General features: G+C 36.2%; 24 protein-coding genes. 23 read left to right on the top strand and 1 reads right to left on the bottom strand.

Features of this window, described 5'->3' with window-relative positions; genetic code table 11:
• The first annotated feature begins 48 nt into the window (after positions 1-48).
• Positions 49-1,197 carry a 30S ribosomal protein S1 gene (rpsA, locus tag V7S50_RS04570; protein ID WP_063224167.1) on the top strand — a complete coding sequence of 383 codons (1,149 nt, stop codon included), beginning with the start codon at positions 49-51 and terminating at the stop codon, positions 1,195-1,197.
• Between the two features lie 12 nt (positions 1,198-1,209).
• On the top strand, positions 1,210-2,259 hold the full coding sequence (locus V7S50_RS04565; protein ID WP_242251185.1) for a type 2 isopentenyl-diphosphate Delta-isomerase: 1,050 nt from the start codon (positions 1,210-1,212) through the stop codon (positions 2,257-2,259).
• A 330-nt stretch (positions 2,260-2,589) separates the two neighbouring features.
• On the opposite strand, the gene V7S50_RS04560 is transcribed toward V7S50_RS04565, so the two are convergent.
• Positions 2,590-2,724: a YpzI family protein gene (locus V7S50_RS04560; protein WP_000513900.1), complete on the bottom strand. Its 135-nt coding sequence runs from the start codon at positions 2,722-2,724 to the stop codon at positions 2,590-2,592.
• Positions 2,725-2,840: 116 nt separating this feature from the next.
• On the opposite strand from V7S50_RS04560, the gene V7S50_RS04555 reads away from it, so the two are divergent.
• The 21 genes from V7S50_RS04555 (at position 2,841) to V7S50_RS04455 (ending at position 21,564) form a co-directional block, all read left to right on the top strand.
• Entirely contained in the window at positions 2,841-3,452 is a 612-nt protein-coding gene (locus V7S50_RS04555; protein WP_242251903.1) for a YphA family membrane protein, read from the top strand.
• The gene (locus V7S50_RS04550; RefSeq protein WP_063224164.1) at positions 3,445-4,338 is read left to right on the top strand and encodes a YIEGIA family protein; all 894 of its coding nucleotides are present in this window, start codon (positions 3,445-3,447) and stop codon (positions 4,336-4,338) included. The genes V7S50_RS04555 and V7S50_RS04550 overlap by 8 nt, the downstream gene beginning before the upstream one ends.
• Positions 4,335-4,520: a capping complex subunit for YIEGIA gene (locus V7S50_RS04545; protein WP_060630176.1), complete on the top strand. Its 186-nt coding sequence runs from the start codon at positions 4,335-4,337 to the stop codon at positions 4,518-4,520. Before V7S50_RS04550 ends, V7S50_RS04545 begins: the two co-directional genes overlap by 4 nt.
• A 124-nt stretch (positions 4,521-4,644) precedes the next feature.
• Positions 4,645-5,955, top strand: a complete 1,311-nt coding sequence (gene der / locus V7S50_RS04540; protein WP_060630177.1) for a ribosome biogenesis GTPase Der — start codon at positions 4,645-4,647, stop codon at positions 5,953-5,955.
• Positions 5,956-5,973: 18 nt separating this feature from the next.
• The gene (locus tag V7S50_RS04535; protein ID WP_063224163.1) at positions 5,974-6,996 is read left to right on the top strand and encodes an NAD(P)H-dependent glycerol-3-phosphate dehydrogenase; all 1,023 of its coding nucleotides are present in this window, start codon (positions 5,974-5,976) and stop codon (positions 6,994-6,996) included.
• A gap of 115 nt (positions 6,997-7,111) precedes the next feature.
• The gene (locus V7S50_RS04530; protein ID WP_000369753.1) at positions 7,112-7,363 is read left to right on the top strand and encodes a stage VI sporulation protein F; all 252 of its coding nucleotides are present in this window, start codon (positions 7,112-7,114) and stop codon (positions 7,361-7,363) included.
• Between the two features lie 266 nt (positions 7,364-7,629).
• Positions 7,630-7,833, top strand: coding sequence for a DUF2768 domain-containing protein (locus V7S50_RS04525; RefSeq protein ID WP_001288995.1), 204 nt, complete (start codon positions 7,630-7,632; stop codon positions 7,831-7,833).
• Positions 7,834-7,896: 63 nt separating this feature from the next.
• Positions 7,897-8,610, top strand: a complete 714-nt coding sequence (locus V7S50_RS04520; RefSeq protein ID WP_242251186.1) for a hypothetical protein — start codon at positions 7,897-7,899, stop codon at positions 8,608-8,610.
• 242 nt (positions 8,611-8,852) lie between these two features.
• Positions 8,853-10,331: a stage IV sporulation protein A gene (gene spoIVA / locus V7S50_RS04515; RefSeq protein ID WP_000416522.1), complete on the top strand. Its 1,479-nt coding sequence runs from the start codon at positions 8,853-8,855 to the stop codon at positions 10,329-10,331.
• A gap of 299 nt (positions 10,332-10,630) precedes the next feature.
• The gene (locus V7S50_RS04510) at positions 10,631-10,903 is read left to right on the top strand and encodes an HU family DNA-binding protein (protein WP_001043860.1); all 273 of its coding nucleotides are present in this window, start codon (positions 10,631-10,633) and stop codon (positions 10,901-10,903) included.
• 120 nt (positions 10,904-11,023) lie between these two features.
• On the top strand, positions 11,024-11,593 hold the full coding sequence (gene folE / locus V7S50_RS04505) for a GTP cyclohydrolase I FolE (RefSeq protein ID WP_001151478.1): 570 nt from the start codon (positions 11,024-11,026) through the stop codon (positions 11,591-11,593).
• A gap of 212 nt (positions 11,594-11,805) precedes the next feature.
• Positions 11,806-12,555 (top strand): heptaprenyl diphosphate synthase component 1, encoded by a 750-nt coding sequence (locus V7S50_RS04500; RefSeq protein ID WP_242251190.1) that lies wholly within the window; start codon positions 11,806-11,808, stop codon positions 12,553-12,555.
• A gap of 29 nt (positions 12,556-12,584) precedes the next feature.
• Positions 12,585-13,298 (top strand): 2-heptaprenyl-1,4-naphthoquinone methyltransferase, encoded by a 714-nt coding sequence (gene menG / locus V7S50_RS04495; protein ID WP_098557342.1) that lies wholly within the window; start codon positions 12,585-12,587, stop codon positions 13,296-13,298.
• Positions 13,299-13,336: 38 nt separating this feature from the next.
• Positions 13,337-14,299 (top strand): heptaprenyl diphosphate synthase component II, encoded by a 963-nt coding sequence (hepT, locus tag V7S50_RS04490; RefSeq protein ID WP_242251191.1) that lies wholly within the window; start codon positions 13,337-13,339, stop codon positions 14,297-14,299.
• A gap of 124 nt (positions 14,300-14,423) precedes the next feature.
• Positions 14,424-14,870 (top strand): nucleoside-diphosphate kinase, encoded by a 447-nt coding sequence (ndk, locus tag V7S50_RS04485; protein ID WP_000415885.1) that lies wholly within the window; start codon positions 14,424-14,426, stop codon positions 14,868-14,870.
• Between the two features lie 273 nt (positions 14,871-15,143).
• A complete protein-coding gene (gene aroC / locus V7S50_RS04480) occupies positions 15,144-16,316 on the top strand; it encodes a chorismate synthase (RefSeq protein WP_336375975.1) in 1,173 nt (390 codons plus the stop codon).
• Entirely contained in the window at positions 16,316-17,401 is a 1,086-nt protein-coding gene (gene aroB / locus V7S50_RS04475; protein WP_242251195.1) for a 3-dehydroquinate synthase, read from the top strand. Before aroC ends, aroB begins: the two co-directional genes overlap by 1 nt.
• Positions 17,402-17,521: 120 nt before the next feature.
• Complete coding sequence (gene hisC / locus V7S50_RS04470; protein WP_242251197.1) at positions 17,522-18,634, top strand: histidinol-phosphate transaminase; 1,113 nt, start codon at positions 17,522-17,524, stop codon at positions 18,632-18,634.
• 448 nt (positions 18,635-19,082) lie between these two features.
• Complete coding sequence (locus V7S50_RS04465) at positions 19,083-20,345, top strand: tetratricopeptide repeat protein (RefSeq protein ID WP_242251199.1); 1,263 nt, start codon at positions 19,083-19,085, stop codon at positions 20,343-20,345.
• Between the two features lie 73 nt (positions 20,346-20,418).
• A complete protein-coding gene (locus V7S50_RS04460; RefSeq protein ID WP_001095923.1) occupies positions 20,419-20,955 on the top strand; it encodes a ReoY family proteolytic degradation factor in 537 nt (178 codons plus the stop codon).
• A 135-nt stretch (positions 20,956-21,090) separates the two neighbouring features.
• Positions 21,091-21,564: a YpiF family protein gene (locus tag V7S50_RS04455; protein WP_142332904.1), complete on the top strand. Its 474-nt coding sequence runs from the start codon at positions 21,091-21,093 to the stop codon at positions 21,562-21,564.
• The last annotated feature ends 111 nt before the right edge of the window (positions 21,565-21,675 follow it).

Below are 21,675 nucleotides of genomic sequence, written 5' to 3'. Positions count from 1 at the left end.
GTATATACATAAAAAAATGCTTTGTCAATTCTGTAGGGAGGTATTTCCATGGTAGAGAAAATGAATGAAGAAGTTATGGATTCAAAAGAATTACAAGTTGGTGACGTTGTTACAGGTTCTGTAACGAAAGTTGAAGAGAAACAAGTGCTTGTAAATGTTGGATACAAAACAGATGGCGTAATTCCAATTAGTGAATTAGCTAACGTTCATATTGAAAAAGCAAGCGATGTGGTAGAATTAGATCAAATACTAGAATTAAAAATTATTAAATTAGAAGAGGATGATCTTGTCTTATCTAAACGTGCTGTTGATGCAGAAAAAGCATGGGTAGAATTACAAGAGAAATTTACTTCTGGTCATGTATTTGATGTTACTGTAAAAGATATCGTGAATGGTGGATTAGTTGTGGACCTTGGTGTTCGTGGGTTCATCCCAGCTTCACTTGTAGAAGTACATTATGTAGAAGATTTTACTGACTATAAAGGCAAAACATTAGCTGTGAAAATTGTTGAATTAGACCGCGAAAAAAATCGTGTAATTCTTTCGCATAAAGCAGTAGTAGAATTAGAACTAGATTCTAAGAAGAAAGAAGCAATTTCTTCATTAAAAGAAGGAGACGTTGTTGAAGGAACAGTGCAACGATTAACGGATTTTGGTGCTTTCGTTAACGTTGGTGGTGTGGACGGTTTAGTTCATATTTCACAAATTTCACACGAACGTGTAGAGCAACCTTCTGAAGTATTAGAGCAAGGTCAAAAGGTAAAAGTAAAGGTGTTATCAGTTGATGCTGATACACAACGTATTTCTTTATCAATTAAAGCAGCTCAACCGGGACCTTGGGAAAATGTTGCTGGTGAAATAAAAGCTGGAGATATTCGTGAGGGAGTAGTAAAACGCCTTGTTACATTCGGTGCATTTGTTGAAATTTTACCTGGTGTTGAAGGTCTTGTGCACGTATCTCAAATTGCAAATCGTCATGTGAAAAATCCAAATGAAGCATTGGAAATGGGACAGGAAGTAAAAGTGAAAGTACTTGAAGTCCATGTAGCAGAGAAACGTATTTCTTTAAGTATAAAAGAAGCGCTTGAAGAAAATAATGTAACTGAAGATTACAGTCAGTATGAACCAAATGCTGATTCTGCTACTTTCCAATTAAGTGATATTATTGGTGAACAACTGAAAAAATTAAAGAAATAAAGAGGGGTACAAGTGGTAAGGGCAAAACGTAAATTAGATCATATTGAATACGCTCTTTCTACTGGTCAGTCTCGTACGCATGGCTTTCATGATATTGACTTTGTGCATCAAAGCTTGCCAAATTCAAGTTATGACACAATAACATGTGGAACAAAAATCGGCGAACTTTCACTAAGTTCGCCGATTTTTATCAATGCGATGACTGGTGGTGGCGGAGAGAGAACATTACATATTAATGAGCAATTAGCATATGTAGCGAAACATCATAATCTTGCTATGGCTGTAGGTTCGCAAATGGCGGCGTTAAAAGTTGAAAGTGAGGCTGCATCTTTTAAGATTATCAGGAAGGTAAACCCAAATGGTACTTTCTTTGCTAATTTAGGTAGTGAGGCAACTATCGAACAGGCAAAGCGTGCTATTGATATGATTGAAGCGAATGCATTGCAAATTCATTTAAATGTTATACAGGAGTTAACAATGCCAGAAGGAGACCGTGACTTTACTGGTGTACTTCAACGCATTGAGAAAATTGTTTTAAAGAGTAAAGTTCCTGTCATTGTAAAAGAAGTTGGATTTGGGATGAGTAAGGAAACGGTACAACAGTTAGCGAGCATAGGTGTAACGGCAATTGATATTGGTGGACAAGGTGGTACGAATTTTGCTGCTGTTGAAAATGAAAGAAGACAGCGAATGCTTTCTTATTTTAATAACTGGGGCATACAAACAGCAACCTCGATTATTGAAGCAACCTCTACAAATAATAACCTCTCTTTTATTGCATCTGGGGGTATACAAACAGCGCTTGACGTAGCGAAAGCAATCGCATTAGGGGCGAATACAACTGCGTTTGCTGGATACTTTTTACGCATTTTAATGCAAGATGGTATCGAGAAGTTAGTAGATGAAATTGATCTATTACATACAGATTTGAAATTTATTATGACTGCTCTTGGTGCGAAGACGATAAAAGAGTTACAATCTGTACCTCTTGTTGTAAAGGGCGAAACATACCATTGGTTAACGCAGCGTGGTATTGATACGACGCATTATAGTAGAAGATAAAAAATCAACCGTTTGGTTGTTTTTTTATTTGCTGTTCTTTTTTAGTAATATAAAGTGAGGAATGGAATTAATATTCTATCAAAATAAAAATAAAATTAAATAATATAGATGTATAAATGTTGAATTATAAAAGTTACGACTGGAAAATGTAGATAATGTATTACTGGATTATTGGATAAGGTTTAATTTGGCCAAGGGAAATAAGTGGAGGAGAAAATTAATCAGTGGAAGATTCGTAAATGAAATATTATTTTGATATAAATAAAAATTATTAAAATAATTATGTAAAAGACGGTTTCGTACAATATCGAAACCGTCTTTTTGTATTCATTAGTGCTGATTTTGTTTTCGAGCTTGCTCTGGCGTATCGAGCCCAGTAGCACCCGGATATTGTAATGATTGGTCACGGTCAGATTCAACGCGGCGTGATTCTCTTAGTTTTCGTTCTTGACGATCTTTACCCATAATGAATTGCACCTCCTTATTAAAAGTGTTGCTGTATTATGAAAAAACTATGCGCGAAGAAAGTGGATTAACTTTCATAAAAAGTTCCCATAATGGAAAACATAGGAGGTGAAATGATGGAAGGGAGTACTTTTTATTTTGTAGCTTGGATAGGGTGGATTATCGTAACTTTTTTTATGAAAAAGGACTCTATTCGGTGGAAGATAAGCGCCTGTATATTGATTTTTATTATTTGCTCTCCGTTACATGTAACGATTGCTTCATTCACGGTATCAGTAAATGCACTTTTACTTTCTGTTGTTGCTTTTATAGGAATCACACTATATTCTATTTGGAAAAAATTATATAGCTTACTTTCGGCGCTTATTATTGCCATGTTATATACAAGTTTTCATTTGTTAGAAGTATATGATCCGATTTGGATTGTGGTGGACAGGTTGTTTTTGTTAAGTGGTGCTCTTGTGTATGCATCGGTTTTATTACACGAGGATCGCATATTACGATTATGTTCTCTTTATATAGGAATGTTACAGGGAGAATTGTTAGTGACGCTTATTTTTCGAAACCTACATTTTCCTTACGATTATGGTAGTTTAGCGTTTTTTGATATCGTCGCCGTTTCTACATTTTTCATGGTAATTTTGTTTTGGATGGCAAAAGCATCAGTATATATGGAGCAGTTCAAGAGAAAAACACGTAAAAGAAAGGCGAGGGTAATACATGACTGAATATACACCGGCCATTTTATGCGGCGTAATAGCGGGGACAGTAACAAGATTGCTAATGCTCCGGACAGATACGCGGCAATATCCGACGAGGCTCCATGGGAAAATTATTCACATTGCGATGGGGTTAATTGCAGCGGCCTTAGGAGCAATTGCAATCCCGTCAATTTTGAAAAAAGATTTTTCTGCTATTACGTTTCTTACGTTAGCGGCAACACAGTTTCGTGATGTGCGTAATATGGAAAGAAATACACTCCAACAATTAGATGGATATGAGCTCGTACCACGTGGAAATACATACATTGAAGGAATTGCATTAGTTTTTGAAAGTCGTAACTATTTGGCGATGTTAACGTCGTTTGCAACGACGTTTGCGTATATAGGATTCCGTTCATGGGTTGCTGGAGTAATTATGGCTCTAATCGCATTTTTTATCGCGAAAAAATTAATGTCTGGTAAGAGGTTACATGATCTTGTTGAAATCGAGCATGTTCCGCTTCGTTTTGAAGGGGCGGGACTATATATTGATAATATTTACATTATGAATATTGGATTGCCAGCAAGACAAGAGGAAATTATGAAATATGGAATGGGTTTTATTCTAAAGCCGAAGTCAATTGATGCGATGGTTACAATTGCAAATTTAGGGCAACGACAAGCTATTTTGCACGATGTTTCTGTTGCTTTAGGGATATATAGAGATTCTGGTACACCAGCGCTTGTACCGTTAGCAAAGCGTGATTTAGAGGATGGAAGAGTTGGGATATTTGTCTTGCCACAAGATCAAGATGCAGAGAAAGCGATAGGTGTCATAGGGAATGTGCCGACGTTAGAAAGTGCCGTTCATATGTCATCGGAAGCCCCGAAAGGAAGGGGAGATAAGAGATGATGTTAGAAAGCGTTATTCTCGCAGTTATTACAACGAAACCAGAGAAATTTGGAGGTGGTGCTCCTTTGTTTACTTGTGAGACGACAGAGGAACTAGAATTTGTTGCAAATAATTTAGAGGCTATTTTAGATGGTATTGCGCATCGCTTACAAGAGAATGTATATATTATTGTGAAACATTAGCAACGTGTGGTATAATACGAGGTGTTTTGATACGTTGAGAATTATTCTGGAATGCAAATCCCTTCTTGCACAAAGAAGGGTTTTTTACATAATAAACAGATGTAAGTTGAAAGGATGAAAGTATATGCCGAAACCAGTAATAGCAATAGTAGGCCGCCCGAACGTAGGAAAATCTACTATTTTCAATAGAATTGTTGGAGAAAGAGTTTCAATTGTAGAAGATATACCAGGTATAACGCGAGACCGTATTTATAGTGCGGGAGAATGGTTAAATCATGAATTTAACATTATTGATACAGGTGGAATTGATATTGGAGACGAGCCATTTTTGACACAAATTCGTCAACAGGCGGAAGTAGCGATTGATGAAGCAGATGTTATCATTTTTATGACGAATGGTCGAGATGGTGTAACTGCAGCAGATGAAGAAGTTGCTAAAATTTTATACCGCTCTAAAAAACCAATTGTACTTGCGGTAAATAAGGTTGATAATCCAGAGATGCGTAGTGATATTTATGATTTCTATGCATTAGGATTTGGCGAGCCATTCCCGATTTCAGGTACACACGGTTTAGGACTTGGTGATTTGTTAGATGAAGCTGCAAAGCATTTTCCAAAGATTGAAGAAGAAGCGTATGACGATGAAACAATCCGTTTCTCTTTAATTGGACGTCCAAACGTAGGGAAATCATCACTTGTAAACGCACTTCTTGGTCAAGAACGTGTAATTGTAAGTAATATAGCGGGAACGACACGTGATGCGGTTGATACACCATATAGCAAAGATGGTCAAGATTATGTAATCATCGATACAGCTGGTATGCGTAAAAAAGGGAAAGTATACGAAAGCACAGAAAAATATAGTGTACTTCGTGCACTTAGAGCGATTGAACGTTCTGACGTTGTTTTAGTCGTTTTAGACGGAGAAGAAGGAATTATTGAACAAGATAAAAAAATCGCTGGATATGCTCATGATTCAGGACGTGCTGTTATTATCGTCGTAAACAAATGGGATGCCGTGAAAAAAGATGAAAAAACAATGAAAGCATTTGAAGAAAACATTCGCGCTCATTTCCAATTTTTAGAGTATGCGCCGATTGTATTCTTATCTGCGAAAACGAAAAAACGTACACAAACATTATTACCAGTTATTAATGAAGTAAATGAAAGTCATAGTATCCGTATTCAAACGAACGTATTAAATGATGTAATTATGGATGCGGTAGCGATGAATCCAACGCCGACTCATAATGGTAGCCGTCTGAAAATCTTCTATGCAACACAAGTTGCGGTAAAACCACCAACATTTGTTGTGTTTGTAAACGATACAGAATTAATGCACTTTTCATATGAGCGCTTCTTAAAGAATCGTTTACGTGAAGCGTTCGGTTTTGTAGGAACGCCGATTCACATTATCGCTAGAGCAAGAGACTAATGGAGAGGATGTGATTTTATGACAAAAATCACAGTAGTAGGAGCAGGTAGTTGGGGAACAGCGTTAGCGATGGTATTAGCTGACAATGGACATGATGTACGTATTTGGGGACATCGTACTGAACTTATGGATGAGATTAATACGAAACATGAGAACAGTCGATATCTCCCAGGCATTACATTGCCAAGCACAATCGTAGCCTACTCTTCTTTAGAAGAAGCATTAGTAGATGTAAATGTAGTACTTCTTGTAGTACCAACAAAAGCGTATAGAGAAGTGCTACAAGATATGAAGAAATATGTAGCAGGTCCGACTACTTGGATTCATGCAAGTAAAGGAATTGAACCTGGTACGTCAAAACGTATTTCGGAAGTGATTGAGGAAGAAATTCCAGAGAACTTAATTAAAGATGTTGTTGTACTGTCTGGACCGAGTCATGCTGAAGAAGTCGGCTTACGCCAAGAGACAACTGTTACGTCTGCAGCAAAGCGTATGGAAGCGGCTGAGGAAGTACAAGACTTGTTTATGAATAGCTACTTCCGTGTATACACAAATCCAGATATCGTTGGAGTTGAGCTTGGCGGTGCGTTAAAAAATATTATCGCATTAGCTGCTGGAATAACTGATGGACTTGGATTAGGTGATAATGCAAAAGCAGCATTAATGACACGCGGTTTAACGGAGATTGCTCGTTTAGGAAGAAAAATGGGCGGAAATCCGTTAACGTTTGCTGGTCTAACTGGAATGGGAGACTTAATTGTAACGTGTACAAGTGTTCATAGCCGCAATTGGCGCGCTGGAAATATGCTTGGAAAAGGACACTCTTTAGAAGAAGTGTTAGAAAGTATGGGTATGGTTGTAGAAGGTGTAAGAACAACGAAAGCTGCTCATGAATTAGCAGAGAAAATGGAAGTTGAAATGCCGATTACAGCTGCTTTATATGACGTACTGTTCAATGGGAATAACGTAAAAGATGCGGTAGGCTCATTAATGGGACGTGTTCGAAAACATGAAGTGGAAGCTATACCTGACTTACTTTAAAGAAGAGCGCCAGAAGTACAATTGTACTTCTGGCGCTTTTTATTTTTTTGGGTCTTTTCACCATTTTTTTATTTTTGCATAGGATGAAGAGTAACTTGAGGAGAGGGTGAAAAGAATGGATAATAACATTTTTAATAACATTGAAAAAGAAGCGAAAGTGAATAAAGAAGATATTTTTAAATTAGCATCATCTGTACAAAATGCGAATTTACGTGATGAGACTGTACTTCGTCAATTGATTCATCAAGTGGCTCTTATGGCAGGACGTGAAGTGCCGAAAGAACAAGAGGATCAAATTGTAAAAGCGATTATTAACAATAATATGCCGGCAGATTTTGGTTCGTTAAGCAAAATGTTTAAAAAATAAATTATGAGAAACAAAGAGTTTGTAGATTGCATATGATAGCCATGAAAGTATGGGAATAGAGCTGTTTTGGGCATATTTGGTCAACCGAAGCGAGGGATACACTCGTTTCGGTTTTTATTTTTATATACATTAATGGAAAATGTGGAAATCCTGTTGATTAAAGTTACATATTAGCAAATTCGTAGTAAAATGTTCTTTTTTTATTTGTTTAAAGATTTTAATTTGTTAAAATAGTATAAAAATAGATAATGAAAAGGGGTGTGTATATGTCGGAAGGGCTTATAAAAATGTGGTTTGCTTTAGGGGCAATTGGATTTATGTTTTTTGCAGTAAGTTTTATTTTACTAAGCAGATATAAAATAAAGAATAAATTTTTGAAAGGGATTACAGCGTTAGTAGCGTACACCCTTATGATTGTTTCAGGAATTGTTATTTTTCTTGTTGTATTTAGTGGACCTGTACAGCAGTAAAGAGGATGGTCCGAAAATGCTACATACGAAGCAAGCTATATTAGTATGAAAAGGTGATTGCTAGTGAAAAAAGTCCATATTATTTTAATATTTTGTTGTATGAGCCTTTTAACAGGGTGTTTGTATCCGAAAGAAAATATGAAACAAAATGCTGTTCCTTATGAAGATCAGCTACAAGTCGTTCAAAAAGCTGTTGCGACATTTAAAGAACAAAATGAGGGGATATTGCCAATTAAGACGCGGGATATGAGTACGCCTATTTATCAAAAGTATCCAATCGATTTTCAAAAGATTGCTCCGCGTTACATACAAGAAGCACCGGGGAATGCATATGAAAGTGGTGGAGTATATCAGTACGTATTAATAGATGTTGAAACGAATCCAACTGTAAAGTTAATTGATGTAAGGATGGCTGAGCAAATTCAGGAATTAACATTGAAACTTAAAATGTACCGTGATGACCATCAATATCCACCTTTTAAAAAAGTAATTTCAGATGGTGTCTATGAATTAGATTTCAAAAAACTAGGATATAAAGATATACCACAAGTAACAAGTCCGTATTCTGGTAAAGGGTTGCCTTTAGTAATCAATGAAAAAGGGGAAGTTTTTGTTGACTATAGAATGGATCTATATGAAGCATTAAAACAAAATGAAGGCCAATTTAAGGAGGGAGAAGATATCCGGAATATACTATCGAAAGATTCTCCATTTGTTCCTGCCTATTCTCTACCGTATACGGTAAAAGACGGAGAACCAATTTTTTTTAAATCATAAGTCATGAACCTTTCTTTTAGCGAATAAGTTCTAGAAGAAAGGTTTTTTATGTTATACAACTTGTGATGCAAACAAACGATATTTTTAAATAGTCATATGAAATTGGACAAAATTATATGATATATTGTCCGAACTTCTAGAATACCATTATATTATATCAGATATTATAGGCAACGTTAGAGAAGGTATTAGTTGACTATAAACGTGGAATTATTCCCAAAAATTTTGAGGGAGGGAATCACTTGGAAAAGGTAGATATTTTTAAAGATATTGCGGAACGCACAGGCGGTGATATTTATTTTGGAGTTGTAGGAGCTGTTCGAACAGGAAAATCAACATTCATTAAAAAATTTATGGAACTTGTAGTTATTCCTAATATTGAGAATGAGTCTGACCGTCAAAGGGCGCAGGATGAACTGCCTCAAAGTGCTGCTGGACGTACAATCATGACGACGGAACCGAAGTTTGTTCCAAACCAAGCGGTTTCTATCGAAGTAGATGAAGGTCTTGAAGTGAATATTCGATTGGTAGATTGCGTCGGATATACGGTTCCGGGAGCAAAAGGCTATGAAGATGAGAATGGCCCTCGCATGATTAATACTCCTTGGTATGAAGAACCTATTCCGTTCCATGAAGCTGCAGAAATCGGAACACGTAAAGTAATTCAGGAACATTCAACAATTGGTGTTGTGATTACAACAGATGGAACGATTGGTGAAATTCCAAGAAGAGATTATATAGAGGCAGAAGAACGCGTAGTAAATGAGTTAAAAGAGGTAGGAAAACCTTTCATTATGATCATTAATACTGTACAGCCGTATCATCCAGATACAGAGCAATTGCGCCAAAGTTTATCTGAAGAATATGATATCCCAGTCATTGCAATGAGTGTTGAAAGTTTAAGAGAAACAGACGTGTACAATGTGCTTCGAGAGGCGTTATTTGAATTCCCTGTTTTAGAAGTGAATGTTAATCTTCCGAGCTGGGTAATGGTGCTAAATGAAGGGCATTGGTTACGCCAAAGTTATCAAGAAGCTGTTCAGGAGACTGTCAAGGATATAAAACGTCTTCGTGATGTGGACCGTGTTGTTTGGCAGTTTAGTCAGTATGAATTTATTGATCGAGCGAGCCTAGCTGGCATTGATATGGGGCAAGGTGTAGCGGAGATTGATTTATATGCACCAGATGAATTATATGATCAAATTTTAAAAGAAGTAGTAGGGGTAGAAATTCGAGGGAAAGATCATTTATTGAAACTTATGCTCGATTTGTCTCATGCGAAAGTAGAATACGATCAAGTGGCGGATGCCCTGCGTATGGTAAAGCAAACAGGATATGGTGTAGCGGCGCCTGCGTTAGCTGATATGAGCTTAGATGAGCCAGAAATTATTCGTCACGGTTCAAGGTTTGGTGTGAAATTAAAAGCTGTAGCTCCGTCTATTCATATGATTAAAGTAGATGTGGAGTCTACGTTTGAGCCAATCATTGGTACGGAAAAGCAAAGTGAAGAACTAGTTCGTTACTTAATGCAAGATTTTGAAGATGACCCATTATCAATTTGGAATTCTGATATATTTGGACGTTCGCTTAGCTCTATTGTTCGAGAAGGTATTCAAGCGAAACTATCTTTAATGCCAGAAAATGCGAGATATAAATTAAAAGAAACGCTAGAAAGAATTATTAATGAAGGATCTGGCGGATTAATTGCGATTATATTATAAGAAAAAAATCCCTCTCATCGTAGAGGGATTTTTTTGATTTTCGCGTATAGAATAGAGAAATAAACAGTCATTATCTAATATATTGTTGTAAATTGTCAAGTTTCATCAGATTTTCACATTTTAAGAGTAACAATTTCCTTAAAAATATTGAATTATAAAGGAGAATCGTATAATATAGGCGTTGATAATGATTTATCTACATCTTTGTAGTATAGAATTTGCAAAAATTGCCTACAAATGAAAGTAAGACTCATTTTATGATCATTATACAGTCTTATCTTTGGGAGGAGGTGAATGGCATGAACAAGACAGATTTAATCAATGCTGTTGCAGAAGCAAGTTCCCTTTCTAAAAAGGACGCAACAAAAGCAGTAGACGCTGTTTTTGATTCTATCTTAGAAGCTTTAAAACAAGGTGATAAAGTACAACTGATCGGATTCGGTAACTTCGAAGTTCGTGAGCGTGCGGCTCGTAAAGGTCGTAACCCACAAACAGGTGAGGAGATTGAAATCGCTGCAAGTAAAGTACCTGCATTCAAACCTGGTAAAGCGTTAAAAGATGCGGTTAAATAATCCTTACATATTAACAGGGAAGAAGAGTTTCCTTTTTGGGAACTCTTCTTTTTGCTTTTAAAAACATAAATATGCTAGAATGTGTTCGTATCACTTTTAGGTTTTCGGGAGGGCTAGCGGATGGCAAAAGTTAATTTAGAACAAATTGAACATGCAGTACGCCTTATTTTAGAGGCAATCGGAGATGATCCAAATCGTGAGGGAGTACTTGATACACCAAAGCGTGTTGCAAAAATGTACGCAGAAGTGTTCGCGGGTATGCACGAAGATCCGAAAGAACATTTGCATAAAGTGTTCGGAGAAGATCACGAGGAGCTTGTATTAGTAAAAGATATACCGTTTTATTCGATGTGTGAGCATCATTTAGTTCCATTCTATGGAGTTGCTCACGTTGCATATATTCCGCAAGGCGGAAAAGTGACAGGGTTAAGTAAATTAGCTCGTACTGTAGATACAATTGCACGTCGTCCACAACTGCAAGAACGTATTACATCAACAGTAGCGAACTCTATTATGGAAGTACTAGAGCCGCATGGTGTAATGGTAGTAGTAGAAGCGGAACATATGTGTATGACGATGCGTGGTGTGAAAAAGCCAGGTGCGAAAACAGTAACAACAGCAGTACGTGGTGTGCTAGAAAATGATGCTGCAGCACGTAGTGAAATTTTATCTTTTATTAAAACGAAGTAAAGAAAAGTGGGAAACTGCTTTTCTTTTTTTTTTATGTAAATAAATGATATAGTTTTAGTAAGGCAGAGTGAGAATAGAAAGACTACTTAAAAGAATAGAAGATGTTATTTAGTTCGGTGGAAGTTTGGAAAGAGTAGCCAAGTTTTGGTTATAGAAAATAGAATGTATGTGTTATAATAAGTTTTATGAATTAGAAAACAAGGGTGATTTTTGTGTGTGACATCTACGGAGGGTATGCGGGTATAAGAGAGAAATTGATGGAGAAATTACGCCATCCTTATTTTATAAACTATATTGAAGAACCATTTATTGATGAAGAAAAAATAGCATTGTTATACGGTGCTTTAAAAAGTGCAAATTTACATATAGAACAAATTGAGCATTATGTAGTAACGATTATGCTTGTGCAAATTGCGCTTGATACACATGAAAGAGTATCAAATAAAGCAGGAGAAGAAGCAAATGAATCGCATAAACGTCGTCAGCTAACAGTACTTGCTGGTGATTACTATAGCGGGTTATATTATTACTTATTTTCTATGAATCGTGATATTGTTTTAATTCGTGCGCTTGCTGAAGGAATTAAAGAAATTAATGAACACAAAATAATGTTATATCAAAAAGCGCATAAAACGATGGATGACATAATGGAAAGTGTAGTAACAATTGAGTCTGCACTCTTGCAAAAAACATGTGATCATTTTCATTTATCGCATTGGAAGCCGTTTATAACGTATGTACTAGGAAAAAATCGTCTTCAAAAAGAATGTGAACTACATGCTGATAAACAACATTCACCTGTTTTTCAAGCAGTTCAAGGGATTTCGAACGATAAAGCGGATGCAGAAACAGTTATTAATGGATGGAAGTTGGAATTGAGAAAGAAAGAAAATCAATTTTTAGAAAATCACACAGATATAAGCGAAATAAACTCTGTGTTAAGAGATAAATCGAAGACATAAGCAATTTTACATTGGAAGAAGGTACGAGCATGCAACAATCAAAAGAAGAAAGAGTACATGATGTATTTGAGAAAATCTCTGATAAATATGATGTAATGAATTCTGTAATTAGTTTTCAAAGACATAAAGCGTGGCGTAAAGAGACGATGCGTATTATGGATGTAAAACCAGGTAGTAAAGCGCTTGATGTATGCTGCGGGACAGCGGACTGGACAATTGCGCTAGCTGGAGCGGTAGGTGAGCAGGGCAAGGTTGTTGGTTTAGACTTCAGTGAAAATATGTTATCTGTCGGTAAGCAAAAGGTAGAAACGTTACAATTAAAACAAGTAGAACTTCTACATGGGAATGCAATGGAACTTCCATTTGAAGATAACACATTTGATTATGTAACGATTGGGTTTGGTTTACGTAACGTACCGGATTATATGCACGTATTAAAAGAAATGACACGTGTAGTAAAACCAGGTGGAAAAGTAATTTGTTTGGAAACATCTCAACCAACAATGATTGGTTTTCGACAAGGGTATACTTTATACTTTAAATATATCATGCCGTTATTTGGAAAGTTATTTGCGAAAAGTTATAAAGAATATTCATGGCTACAAGAATCTGCTAGTACATTCCCTGGTATGAAAGAATTGGCTAAGATGTTCGAAAAAGCTGGACTTGAACGTGTACAAGTGAAGCCGTTTACTTTTGGGGTAGCAGCGATGCATTTAGGTATGAAACCAGAATCAAAATAGAAAAAAGAAAAAAGAAGTTTTAGGTTAAGGTGAACAATATGAAGTTACAACTTATGTACTCTTTTTTACGATCGGATATTAATGTGATAGAAAAAGAATTAAAAAGAACAGTTGCTTCTGAACAGCCATTAGTAGAAGAGGCGGCATTACAACTTATTGAAGCTGGTGGGAAGCGAATTCGTCCTGTATTTGTGTTGCTTGCGGGGAAATTTGGAGATTATAAGTTAGATGCAATTAAGCATGTAGCTGTTGCGTTAGAACTTATTCATATGGCTTCTCTTGTTCACGATGATGTTATTGATGCTGCATTTTTACGACGTGGTAGCGCAACTGTGAATGCGAAATGGGGAGATCGTATTGCAATGTATACAGGCGATTATCTATTCGCTAAGTCTCTTGAATGTATAACAAATATCGAAATTCCGGAGGCGCATCAGGCGCTATCGCATACCATTTTAGAAGTTTGTAAAGGTGAAATAGAACAAATTAAAGATAAATATAACTATGATCAAAACTTAAGAACGTATTTAAGAAGGATAAAGCGAAAAACAGCGTTATTAATTGCTGCGAGTTGTCAATTAGGAGCAATTGCAGCTGGCGCTAGTCGTGATACGGTAAATCGACTATTTTGGTATGGGTATTTTGTAGGAATGTCGTACCAAATTATTGATGACATTCTAGATTTCGTTTCCACAGAAGAGAAGCTTGGGAAACCTGCTGGCGGAGATTTGTTGCAAGGAAATATTACGCTTCCTGCCCTATACGCTATGGAAGATCCAGTGCTTCGTAAGAAAATCAGATCTGTACACGAAAATACACAAGCAGATGAAATGAAAGAAATTATTGAGGCTGTAAAGAATAGTGATGCTATTGATAAAGCATTTGCGTTTAGTGAACGTTATTTACATAAAGCATTAGAAATTATAAAACCACTCCCGCGTGGACAAGCGAAGTATGCATTACAAAATGTAGCAAAGTATATTGGAAAACGAAAATTTTAGTGTTTTTTCTAAAAAATAAAATAATCTCTCTATTTCAAAACTATTGCACAATTGTGATAAGGGTGTTAATATGTGTGTGGGGATATACAATTACATACATAATTCAGAAGTGGAGAGATTTTTTATGGAAAAAACATTTCTAATGGTTAAACCAGACGGTGTACAACGTGCCTTCATTGGGGAAATTGTAGCTCGTTTTGAGAAGAAGGGCTTTCAATTAGTTGGTGCAAAATTAATGCAAGTTACTCCGGAAATTGCTGGACAACACTATGCTGAGCACACAGAAAAACCTTTCTTTGGTGAATTAGTAGACTTTATTACATCAGGCCCTGTATTTGCAATGGTATGGCAAGGTGAAGGTGTAGTAGATACAGCTCGTAACATGATGGGTAAAACAAGACCACATGAAGCAGCTCCTGGAACAATTCGTGGAGATTTCGGTGTAACTGTTGCGAAAAACATTATCCATGGTTCTGATTCGTTAGAAAGTGCAGAGCGCGAGATTGCTATTTTCTTTAAAGAAGAAGAATTAGTTGACTACTCAAAATTAATGAATGAATGGATTTACTAATTATTTTGAAATAATTTGTAAACGCTTTAATCACTGTGATAATAGTAAAAAGCGCAAGAAGAATAGGGGTATTCTTCTTGCGCTTTTTTTATTTCAATTAGTTACGAAGTTAGAGCCGTTATGATATATTGATATGTAAAGTAAAAGGCCTATCGGAGAATAAGCGAATGGCTGATCAATTATATAGTTTCTTTCATATTTTTAGAGTAATGAAAGATAATATCATTGCTTAATATAGCGAGATAAATACATATACGAAAAGAGGAATAACGTATGCGATATATTACAGCTGGTGAATCTCATGGTCCACAACTTACAACGATTATAGAAGGTGTACCAGCAGGACTACCTTTAGTAGCGGATGATATAAATGAAGAGTTAGCTAGAAGGCAAAAGGGATATGGGCGTGGTAGACGCATGCAAATTGAAACGGATCAAGCGCAAATTGTAAGTGGTGTTAGACATGGAGAGACATTAGGTTCTCCAATTGCACTTGTTGTTGAAAACCGTGATTTTGCACATTGGACAAAAATTATGGGTGCAGAGCCGTTAACGGAACAAGAAGAAAAAGAAATGAAAAGGAAAGTAACAAAACCAAGACCTGGACATGCTGATTTAAATGGTGCGATTAAATATGGGCATAGAGATATGAGAAATGTACTGGAACGCTCTTCAGCTCGTGAAACGACAGTACGTGTTGCTGCTGGTGCGGTTGCAAAAAAAGTGTTAGCGGAACTTGGTATTACAGTAGCGGGCCATGTAATTGAAATTGGCGGTGTACAGGCTAAGGAGACTACGTATCGTTCAATTGAAGAAGTAAAAAGCATTACAGAAGTATCACCTGTACGTTGTTTAGATGAAGAAGCTGGTAATCAAATGATTAAAGCAATTGATGATGCGAAAGCAAATGGTGATTCAATCGGTGGCATTGTTGAAGTAATTGTGGAAGGCATGCCAATTGGAGTAGGGAGCTATGTGCATTATGATCGAAAACTGGATGCAAAATTAGCAGCCGCAATTATGAGCATTAATGCCTTTAAAGGTGTTGAGATTGGAATTGGTTTTGAAGCAGCACATAGACCGGGTAGCGAAGTTCATGATGAAATTCTTTGGAATGAAGAGCGTGGATATACACGAAGAACAAATAATGCAGGTGGATTAGAAGGCGGTATGACGACTGGTATGCCAATTGTTGTGCGCGGTGTGATGAAACCGATACCTACACTATATAAACCTCTTCAAAGTGTCGATATTGATACGAAAGAGCCTTTTACAGCAAGTATTGAACGTTCAGATAGTTGTGCTGTTCCAGCAGCTAGTGTCGTTGCAGAAGCGGTTGTAGCTTGGGAATTAGCTACAGCTTTAATAGAACAATTCGGATTAGATCGTATGGACCTTATTCGTGAAAATATTGAGAAACATAATGAATATGCGAGGGGATTTTAATGGGAAACATACATATTCAAACGAAATCAAAAGAATATGATGTGCATGTAGGAAAAGAATCGTTGTCACATTTGACAACAATTATTCAAAACATACAGCCATCTGTATCAAACATTATGATCATTTCAGATGAAGCTGTTGCATCTTTACATTTACAGACAGTTGTAGATGCGTTGCAAATAGAGCAAAAAGTATTTTCATTCGTTGTACCGAGTGGCGAGAAAGAGAAGTCTTTTGAAAATTTCTATGCGGCTCATACGTCAGCTCTTGAAAATAAATTAGATAGAAATTCTTTAATTATTGCACTTGGCGGCGGGATGATTGGAGATTTAGCTGGTTTTGTTGCCGCGTCGTTTATGCGTGGAATCCGCTTTATTCAAGTTCCAACGACTTTATTAGCTCACGATAGTGCAGTAGGTGGAAAAGTAGCGATTAATCATCCGTTAGGTAAAAATATGATAGGGGCATTCCATCAACCTGAAGCGGTTGTATATCATACGCCGTTTTTACAGTCTCTTCCTGAGAAAGAGTGGCGTTCAGGTTATGCAGAAGTGATCAAACATGCTCTTATTGGTGATGTAAAGCTGTATCATTGGCTAAAAGAGGAAGTGCAAACATTAGCAGATCTTCGTGATGAGAAATTAATCCATATATTAACGAAGGCGATTCCTGTAAAGGCAAACATTGTAGCACAAGATGAAACAGAAAAAGGTGTACGTGCTCATTTGAACTTTGGGCATACGTTAGGCCATGCTCTTGAAAAAGAACTAGGATATGGAAACATTACTCACGGTGACGGAGTAGCGGTTGGAATGTTATTTGCCTTGTTTTTAAGTGAGCAAGTGTATAAGGTTGATCTTTTTTATGAAGAGATGAAGCAGTGGTTCTTAAAGTACGGCTATCCAAAAATGCCAAGTGATTTGAATGTAGAGCGTCTCGTTCAATTGATGAAACAAGATAAGAAAGCAAATGCTGGAGCAATTCATATGGTGTTAATGCAGGAATATGGGGTAGTGAATGTCGTATCTATTCCAGATGAGACTGTTCATATTGCGTTAGAGGCATTTCAAAAGGATATGGTTTAAGAAGTGCGAAGTGCTTGTTTAGAGGTGTTCTCGTAATAGTGACGGTAATGATAAACGATTACAATGAGGAATTATAACTGTATTGTAATCGAATTGAATAAAATGACTGGGGGAAGAAAAATGAGAGTGAAAGAGCAATTGTTAACTTTGAGAGCATATGTACCTGGGAAAAATATTGAAGAAGTAAAAAGGGAATATGGGTTATCAAAAATTGTGAAATTAGCATCGAACGAAAATCCATTCGGTTGCTCAGCGCGCGTAACAGAAGCATTAACTTCTTTAGCGAGTCAATACGCTCTTTATCCAGATGGATATGCCTTTGAACTTCGGACACAAGTAGCAAAACATTTAGGTGTTAAAGCGGAACAACTGTTATTTGGTAGTGGATTAGATGAAGTCATTCAAATGATTAGTCGTGCATTACTACACGAAGGAACAAATGTTGTAATGGCGAATCCAACATTCTCGCAATACCATCACCATGCTGTTATTGAAGGAGCAGAAGTTCGTGAAGTACCACTTAAAGATGGCATTCACGATCTAGATGCGATGTTACAGCAAGTAGATGATAAAACGAAGATTGTATGGATCTGTAACCCGAATAATCCAACAGGTACATATGTAGAAAAACAAAAATTACTTTCATTTTTAGAATCAGTTCCTAAGTCAGCGCTTGTTATTATGGACGAAGCATATTATGAATATGCGGGAGCAGAAGACTATCCGCAAACATTACCACTTCTTGAAAAGTATGAAAATCTTATGGTATTACGTACATTTTCAAAAGCATATGGTTTAGCTGCTTTCCGTATCGGATATGCGGTTGGTAATGCGGAGTTAATCGGGCAGCTAGAAGTAGCAAGGTTACCATTTAATACATCGACTGTAGCGCAATCTGTAGCACTTGCTGCATTAGAAGATCAAGCATTTTTACAAGACTGTGTGAAAAAGAATGAAGAAGGATTATATCAATATTACACATTTTGTAAGGAGTATAACGTATTCTATTATCCATCTCAAACAAATTTCATTTTCTTAAAACTCGGTATTCCTGGTAATGAGGCTTTCGAACGATTAATGAAGAAAGGATATATTGTTCGTTCTGGTGCTGCATTTGGTATACATGATGGTATTCGTATTACTGTTGGTTTGAAAGAAGAGAATGATGAAATTATAGAATTATTGAAAGAGCTTGTAAAAGAGCAAGTAAAGAAAGAAGAAACATACTCTTAAGAGTTTGTGAAGGCTCCTATTATAGGGGCCTTTTTTATTTAAATAAAGATTGAGGTTAAGAAGGTCAGTAAATCTTAATCCGTGCGGGGCAATAATTAATAAGGGAAGTTATTTGCACGGTAACGAAAGAAAACGGTACAATAGAAAGTAGTAATGCGGTATCGGTGTCATATTCGAACCGCGATAAGTGCAAGTACAAGAAGAAGCATACTTCTTCTTAAGGTTGCGTTCTTACACCTAGTTGCTTATGATAAAGTGAAACTTTAATCAGTGGGGATGTTCATCTCCCACTGATTATCAGTCCACACCAATCGGGCTTTTACGGGTAGCCCGATCCCCATCTAACTTCTTTGCCTTCGCTGAAATTTGAGGTGGGGGTCTTACTGCCCGGCAAATAGAGTGATAAATGAACAGAAAAGAATATTTTTTAGAATTAAAGGAGACGTTTATGCAAAAGTTTGAACAAGCTGTTTCATATATTGAAAATGGTGAAGCCGAAAAGGGATTACAATTATTAACAGAGCAATTAAAAATTGCGAATGATGAAGAGAAGTATGATATTGCTCGTTATTATCATACACTTGGATTTACAGATGAAGCGTTAGCTATTACAGAAGACTTGCGTTTATTGTATCCAGAAGAAAGTGAATTCACTGTATTTTTAGCAGAATTATATATTGATCTAGACAAAGAAGATGAAGCGATTGAAGTGCTTCATGATATTCCAGAAAATGATGATTTATATGTTCAATCGTTATTACTTGTTGCGGATTTATTCCAAATGCAAGGTTTCGATGATGTAGCAGAACAAAAACTATTAAAGGCGAAAGAAATGATGCCTGACGAGCCTGTTATTACGTTTGGATTAGCAGAGTTATATAGTAGTAAAGGTGAAGAACAAAAGGCAATCACTCATTATGAGTCGCTATTAGCGGAACATAAAGTAATGGGTGGTGTTGTCATTGCACTTCGTCTCGCAGAAACGCTAAGTGCGATTGGAAATTGGGAAGAAGCGATCTCTTACTACGAAGCAGGTTTAGAGGAACAAAAAGATATCCATTCATTATTTGGATATGCCTTCACATTATACCAAGGTGAAGAATACCAAAGAGCAATTGGTGCTTGGCAAGAACTAAAAGAATTAGATCCTGAATATGCATCGCTTTACATGTATTTAGCGAAAAGCTATGAAAAAGAAGGAATGCTTCAAGAAAGCTATGAAACACTTCAAGAAGGAATTAAAGTAGATGAGCTTTCTGTACCATTTTATGTAGAATTAGCGAACATTGCGGCGAAATTAGGAAAAATAGCGGAAGCAGAGGAAGTGCTTCAAAAAGCGCTTGAGTTAGATCCAGGACATTTAGGTGCAACATTAAAATATGCGTATATCTTAAAGGAACAAGAAAAGTATGAAGAGCTAATCGCAGTTGTAGAGCGGGCTATCGATAGCGGAGAACCAGATACACAACTACTTTGGGATCTTGCGTTTGCAAAAAAACAATTAGAAATGTATTCTGATGCATTAAAACACTATGAAAGTGCATATACTTCTTTTAAGAATCATCCAGACTTCTTGGAAGAGTACGGTTATTTCTTATTGGAAGAAGGTATGCGAAAAGAGGCGAAAGAAGTATTTACTCAGTTAATACAACTAGACCCGACACAAATTCATATTGAAGAATTGTTATATAATTTAGAGGATTTTTCATAAGTTGGAAGGAAACTGAATGCCGCTTCTTGAATCTAAAAAGAAAAGAGAAAGACAGAGGAGGGACTTAATTGCTATGAATACCCCTGTTTCTGTAAACGAGAAGAAGGATTTTGTAAAATGGTTTTTGAATAATTACCAACTGAAACAGCGTGAATGTGTATGGATTTTGAATTATTTAATGAGTCACGACCAATTGATGCATAAAGTCCACTTCGTAGAGCATGCAAAATATTGTCCGCGTGGCTTAGTGATGTCCGCGAATTGTGTAAAAGATACACCGTTTCACTTTTTTAAACAAAATGTTATGACAACAGATGCTGAAAAATCGTTTCATGATATTCGTTTAAATCGAGATGAGGACATTTATATTCAACTCAATTTTAAATCATCATTTCAAAATGCTAATTATGTAGCTGTATTAGAAGAAAACCCGTATTTACCAAAGCATATTGAAGTAAATGAAAAAGATCGTTTACTTGCAGAAAGATTTTTAGAAGAAAGTGTATTTTCTTTTAGAAGAGAACGTCTTTTGAAACAAATTGATGAAGCGCTGGATAAGCAAGATAAGGAAGCGTTTCATAGGTTAACAGCGGAGTTAAAGATGTTATAGAATTCATTTGGATTCATAAAATTTTACAAATTTCAGACTTTTTAAGAAAAACTACCTTAATATAGGTAGTTTTTCTTTTTTTACCTCTTTTAGTATGGTTTAATATATATAAAGTGAAAGTTCTGTCATTTGTAGATGAGGGAGGGAAGAAATTTGAAATGGATTGTAAAAGATGTGGAACAGTTTGAGCAAGCAAGAGAATATGTAGATACAGGTGTTATACCACTTTTATCAATTTCGGCAGCGAAAGAAATGAAAATGGTAGTAGAACAAGGTGAATTTATCGAATTGTTGAGTATGGAGTTGGAAAGAGAATATAAAGGAAGGGTGCTTTTACTACCTGCATTTACGTATTTAGTAGAAAGTCAAAAAAATGAAAAAGGTCGTTTGCAAGAATGGACAAATCATTTACAAAAGCAAGGTTTTAAGCATATTGCTTATGTTACAAGTGATTTTTCATGGAAAGAAGATATGCAAGAATTACAGGGAGATTTATTTTGGTTTCCTTCGTTAGCTTTAGAGCAATTTAGTGATCAAGCGAAAAGAGAAGTTATTCATGCACATATAAAAAATATAATGGTGATGTTAGAAGAAAAATGGGGAAAGTGATAATAAACAGAAAGTTCTTATTATTATGAGTAGTATGATATTGACCTGTGCATGAGCGTATTATATCATGATAGTGTCCTAGTTTTTATTTTTTATATAATTTATCACGAG

Source organism: Bacillus sp. CCNWLW194 (assembly GCF_037120585.1).
Taxonomy (GTDB): Bacteria; Bacillota; Bacilli; order Bacillales; family Bacillaceae_G; genus Bacillus_A; species Bacillus_A basilensis.
Note: the sequence above shows the minus strand (reverse complement) of the source record. Positions and strands in the feature narration are given on the sequence as shown.

Bases quoted from the DNA above. Each gene is read 5' to 3' on its own strand.
- rpsA (WP_063224167.1), top strand. From the start codon at position 49: ATGGTAGAGAAAATGAATGAAGAAGTTATGGATTCAAAAGAATTACAA.
- V7S50_RS04560 (WP_000513900.1), bottom strand. From the start codon at position 2,724: ATGGGTAAAGATCGTCAAGAACGAAAACTAAGAGAATCACGCCGCGTT.
- V7S50_RS04555 (WP_242251903.1), top strand. From the start codon at position 2,841: ATGGAAGGGAGTACTTTTTATTTTGTAGCTTGGATAGGGTGGATTATC.
- V7S50_RS04550 (WP_063224164.1), top strand. From the start codon at position 3,445: ATGACTGAATATACACCGGCCATTTTATGCGGCGTAATAGCGGGGACA.
- V7S50_RS04545 (WP_060630176.1), top strand. From the start codon at position 4,335: ATGATGTTAGAAAGCGTTATTCTCGCAGTTATTACAACGAAACCAGAG.
- der (WP_060630177.1), top strand. From the start codon at position 4,645: ATGCCGAAACCAGTAATAGCAATAGTAGGCCGCCCGAACGTAGGAAAA.
- V7S50_RS04535 (WP_063224163.1), top strand. From the start codon at position 5,974: ATGACAAAAATCACAGTAGTAGGAGCAGGTAGTTGGGGAACAGCGTTA.
- V7S50_RS04530 (WP_000369753.1), top strand. From the start codon at position 7,112: ATGGATAATAACATTTTTAATAACATTGAAAAAGAAGCGAAAGTGAAT.
- V7S50_RS04525 (WP_001288995.1), top strand. From the start codon at position 7,630: ATGTCGGAAGGGCTTATAAAAATGTGGTTTGCTTTAGGGGCAATTGGA.
- V7S50_RS04510 (WP_001043860.1), top strand. From the start codon at position 10,631: ATGAACAAGACAGATTTAATCAATGCTGTTGCAGAAGCAAGTTCCCTT.
- folE (WP_001151478.1), top strand. From the start codon at position 11,024: ATGGCAAAAGTTAATTTAGAACAAATTGAACATGCAGTACGCCTTATT.
- menG (WP_098557342.1), top strand. From the start codon at position 12,585: ATGCAACAATCAAAAGAAGAAAGAGTACATGATGTATTTGAGAAAATC.
- hepT (WP_242251191.1), top strand. From the start codon at position 13,337: ATGAAGTTACAACTTATGTACTCTTTTTTACGATCGGATATTAATGTG.
- ndk (WP_000415885.1), top strand. From the start codon at position 14,424: ATGGAAAAAACATTTCTAATGGTTAAACCAGACGGTGTACAACGTGCC.
- aroC (WP_336375975.1), top strand. From the start codon at position 15,144: ATGCGATATATTACAGCTGGTGAATCTCATGGTCCACAACTTACAACG.
- aroB (WP_242251195.1), top strand. From the start codon at position 16,316: ATGGGAAACATACATATTCAAACGAAATCAAAAGAATATGATGTGCAT.
- hisC (WP_242251197.1), top strand. From the start codon at position 17,522: ATGAGAGTGAAAGAGCAATTGTTAACTTTGAGAGCATATGTACCTGGG.
- V7S50_RS04465 (WP_242251199.1), top strand. From the start codon at position 19,083: ATGCAAAAGTTTGAACAAGCTGTTTCATATATTGAAAATGGTGAAGCC.
- V7S50_RS04460 (WP_001095923.1), top strand. From the start codon at position 20,419: ATGAATACCCCTGTTTCTGTAAACGAGAAGAAGGATTTTGTAAAATGG.
- V7S50_RS04455 (WP_142332904.1), top strand. From the start codon at position 21,091: ATGAGGGAGGGAAGAAATTTGAAATGGATTGTAAAAGATGTGGAACAG.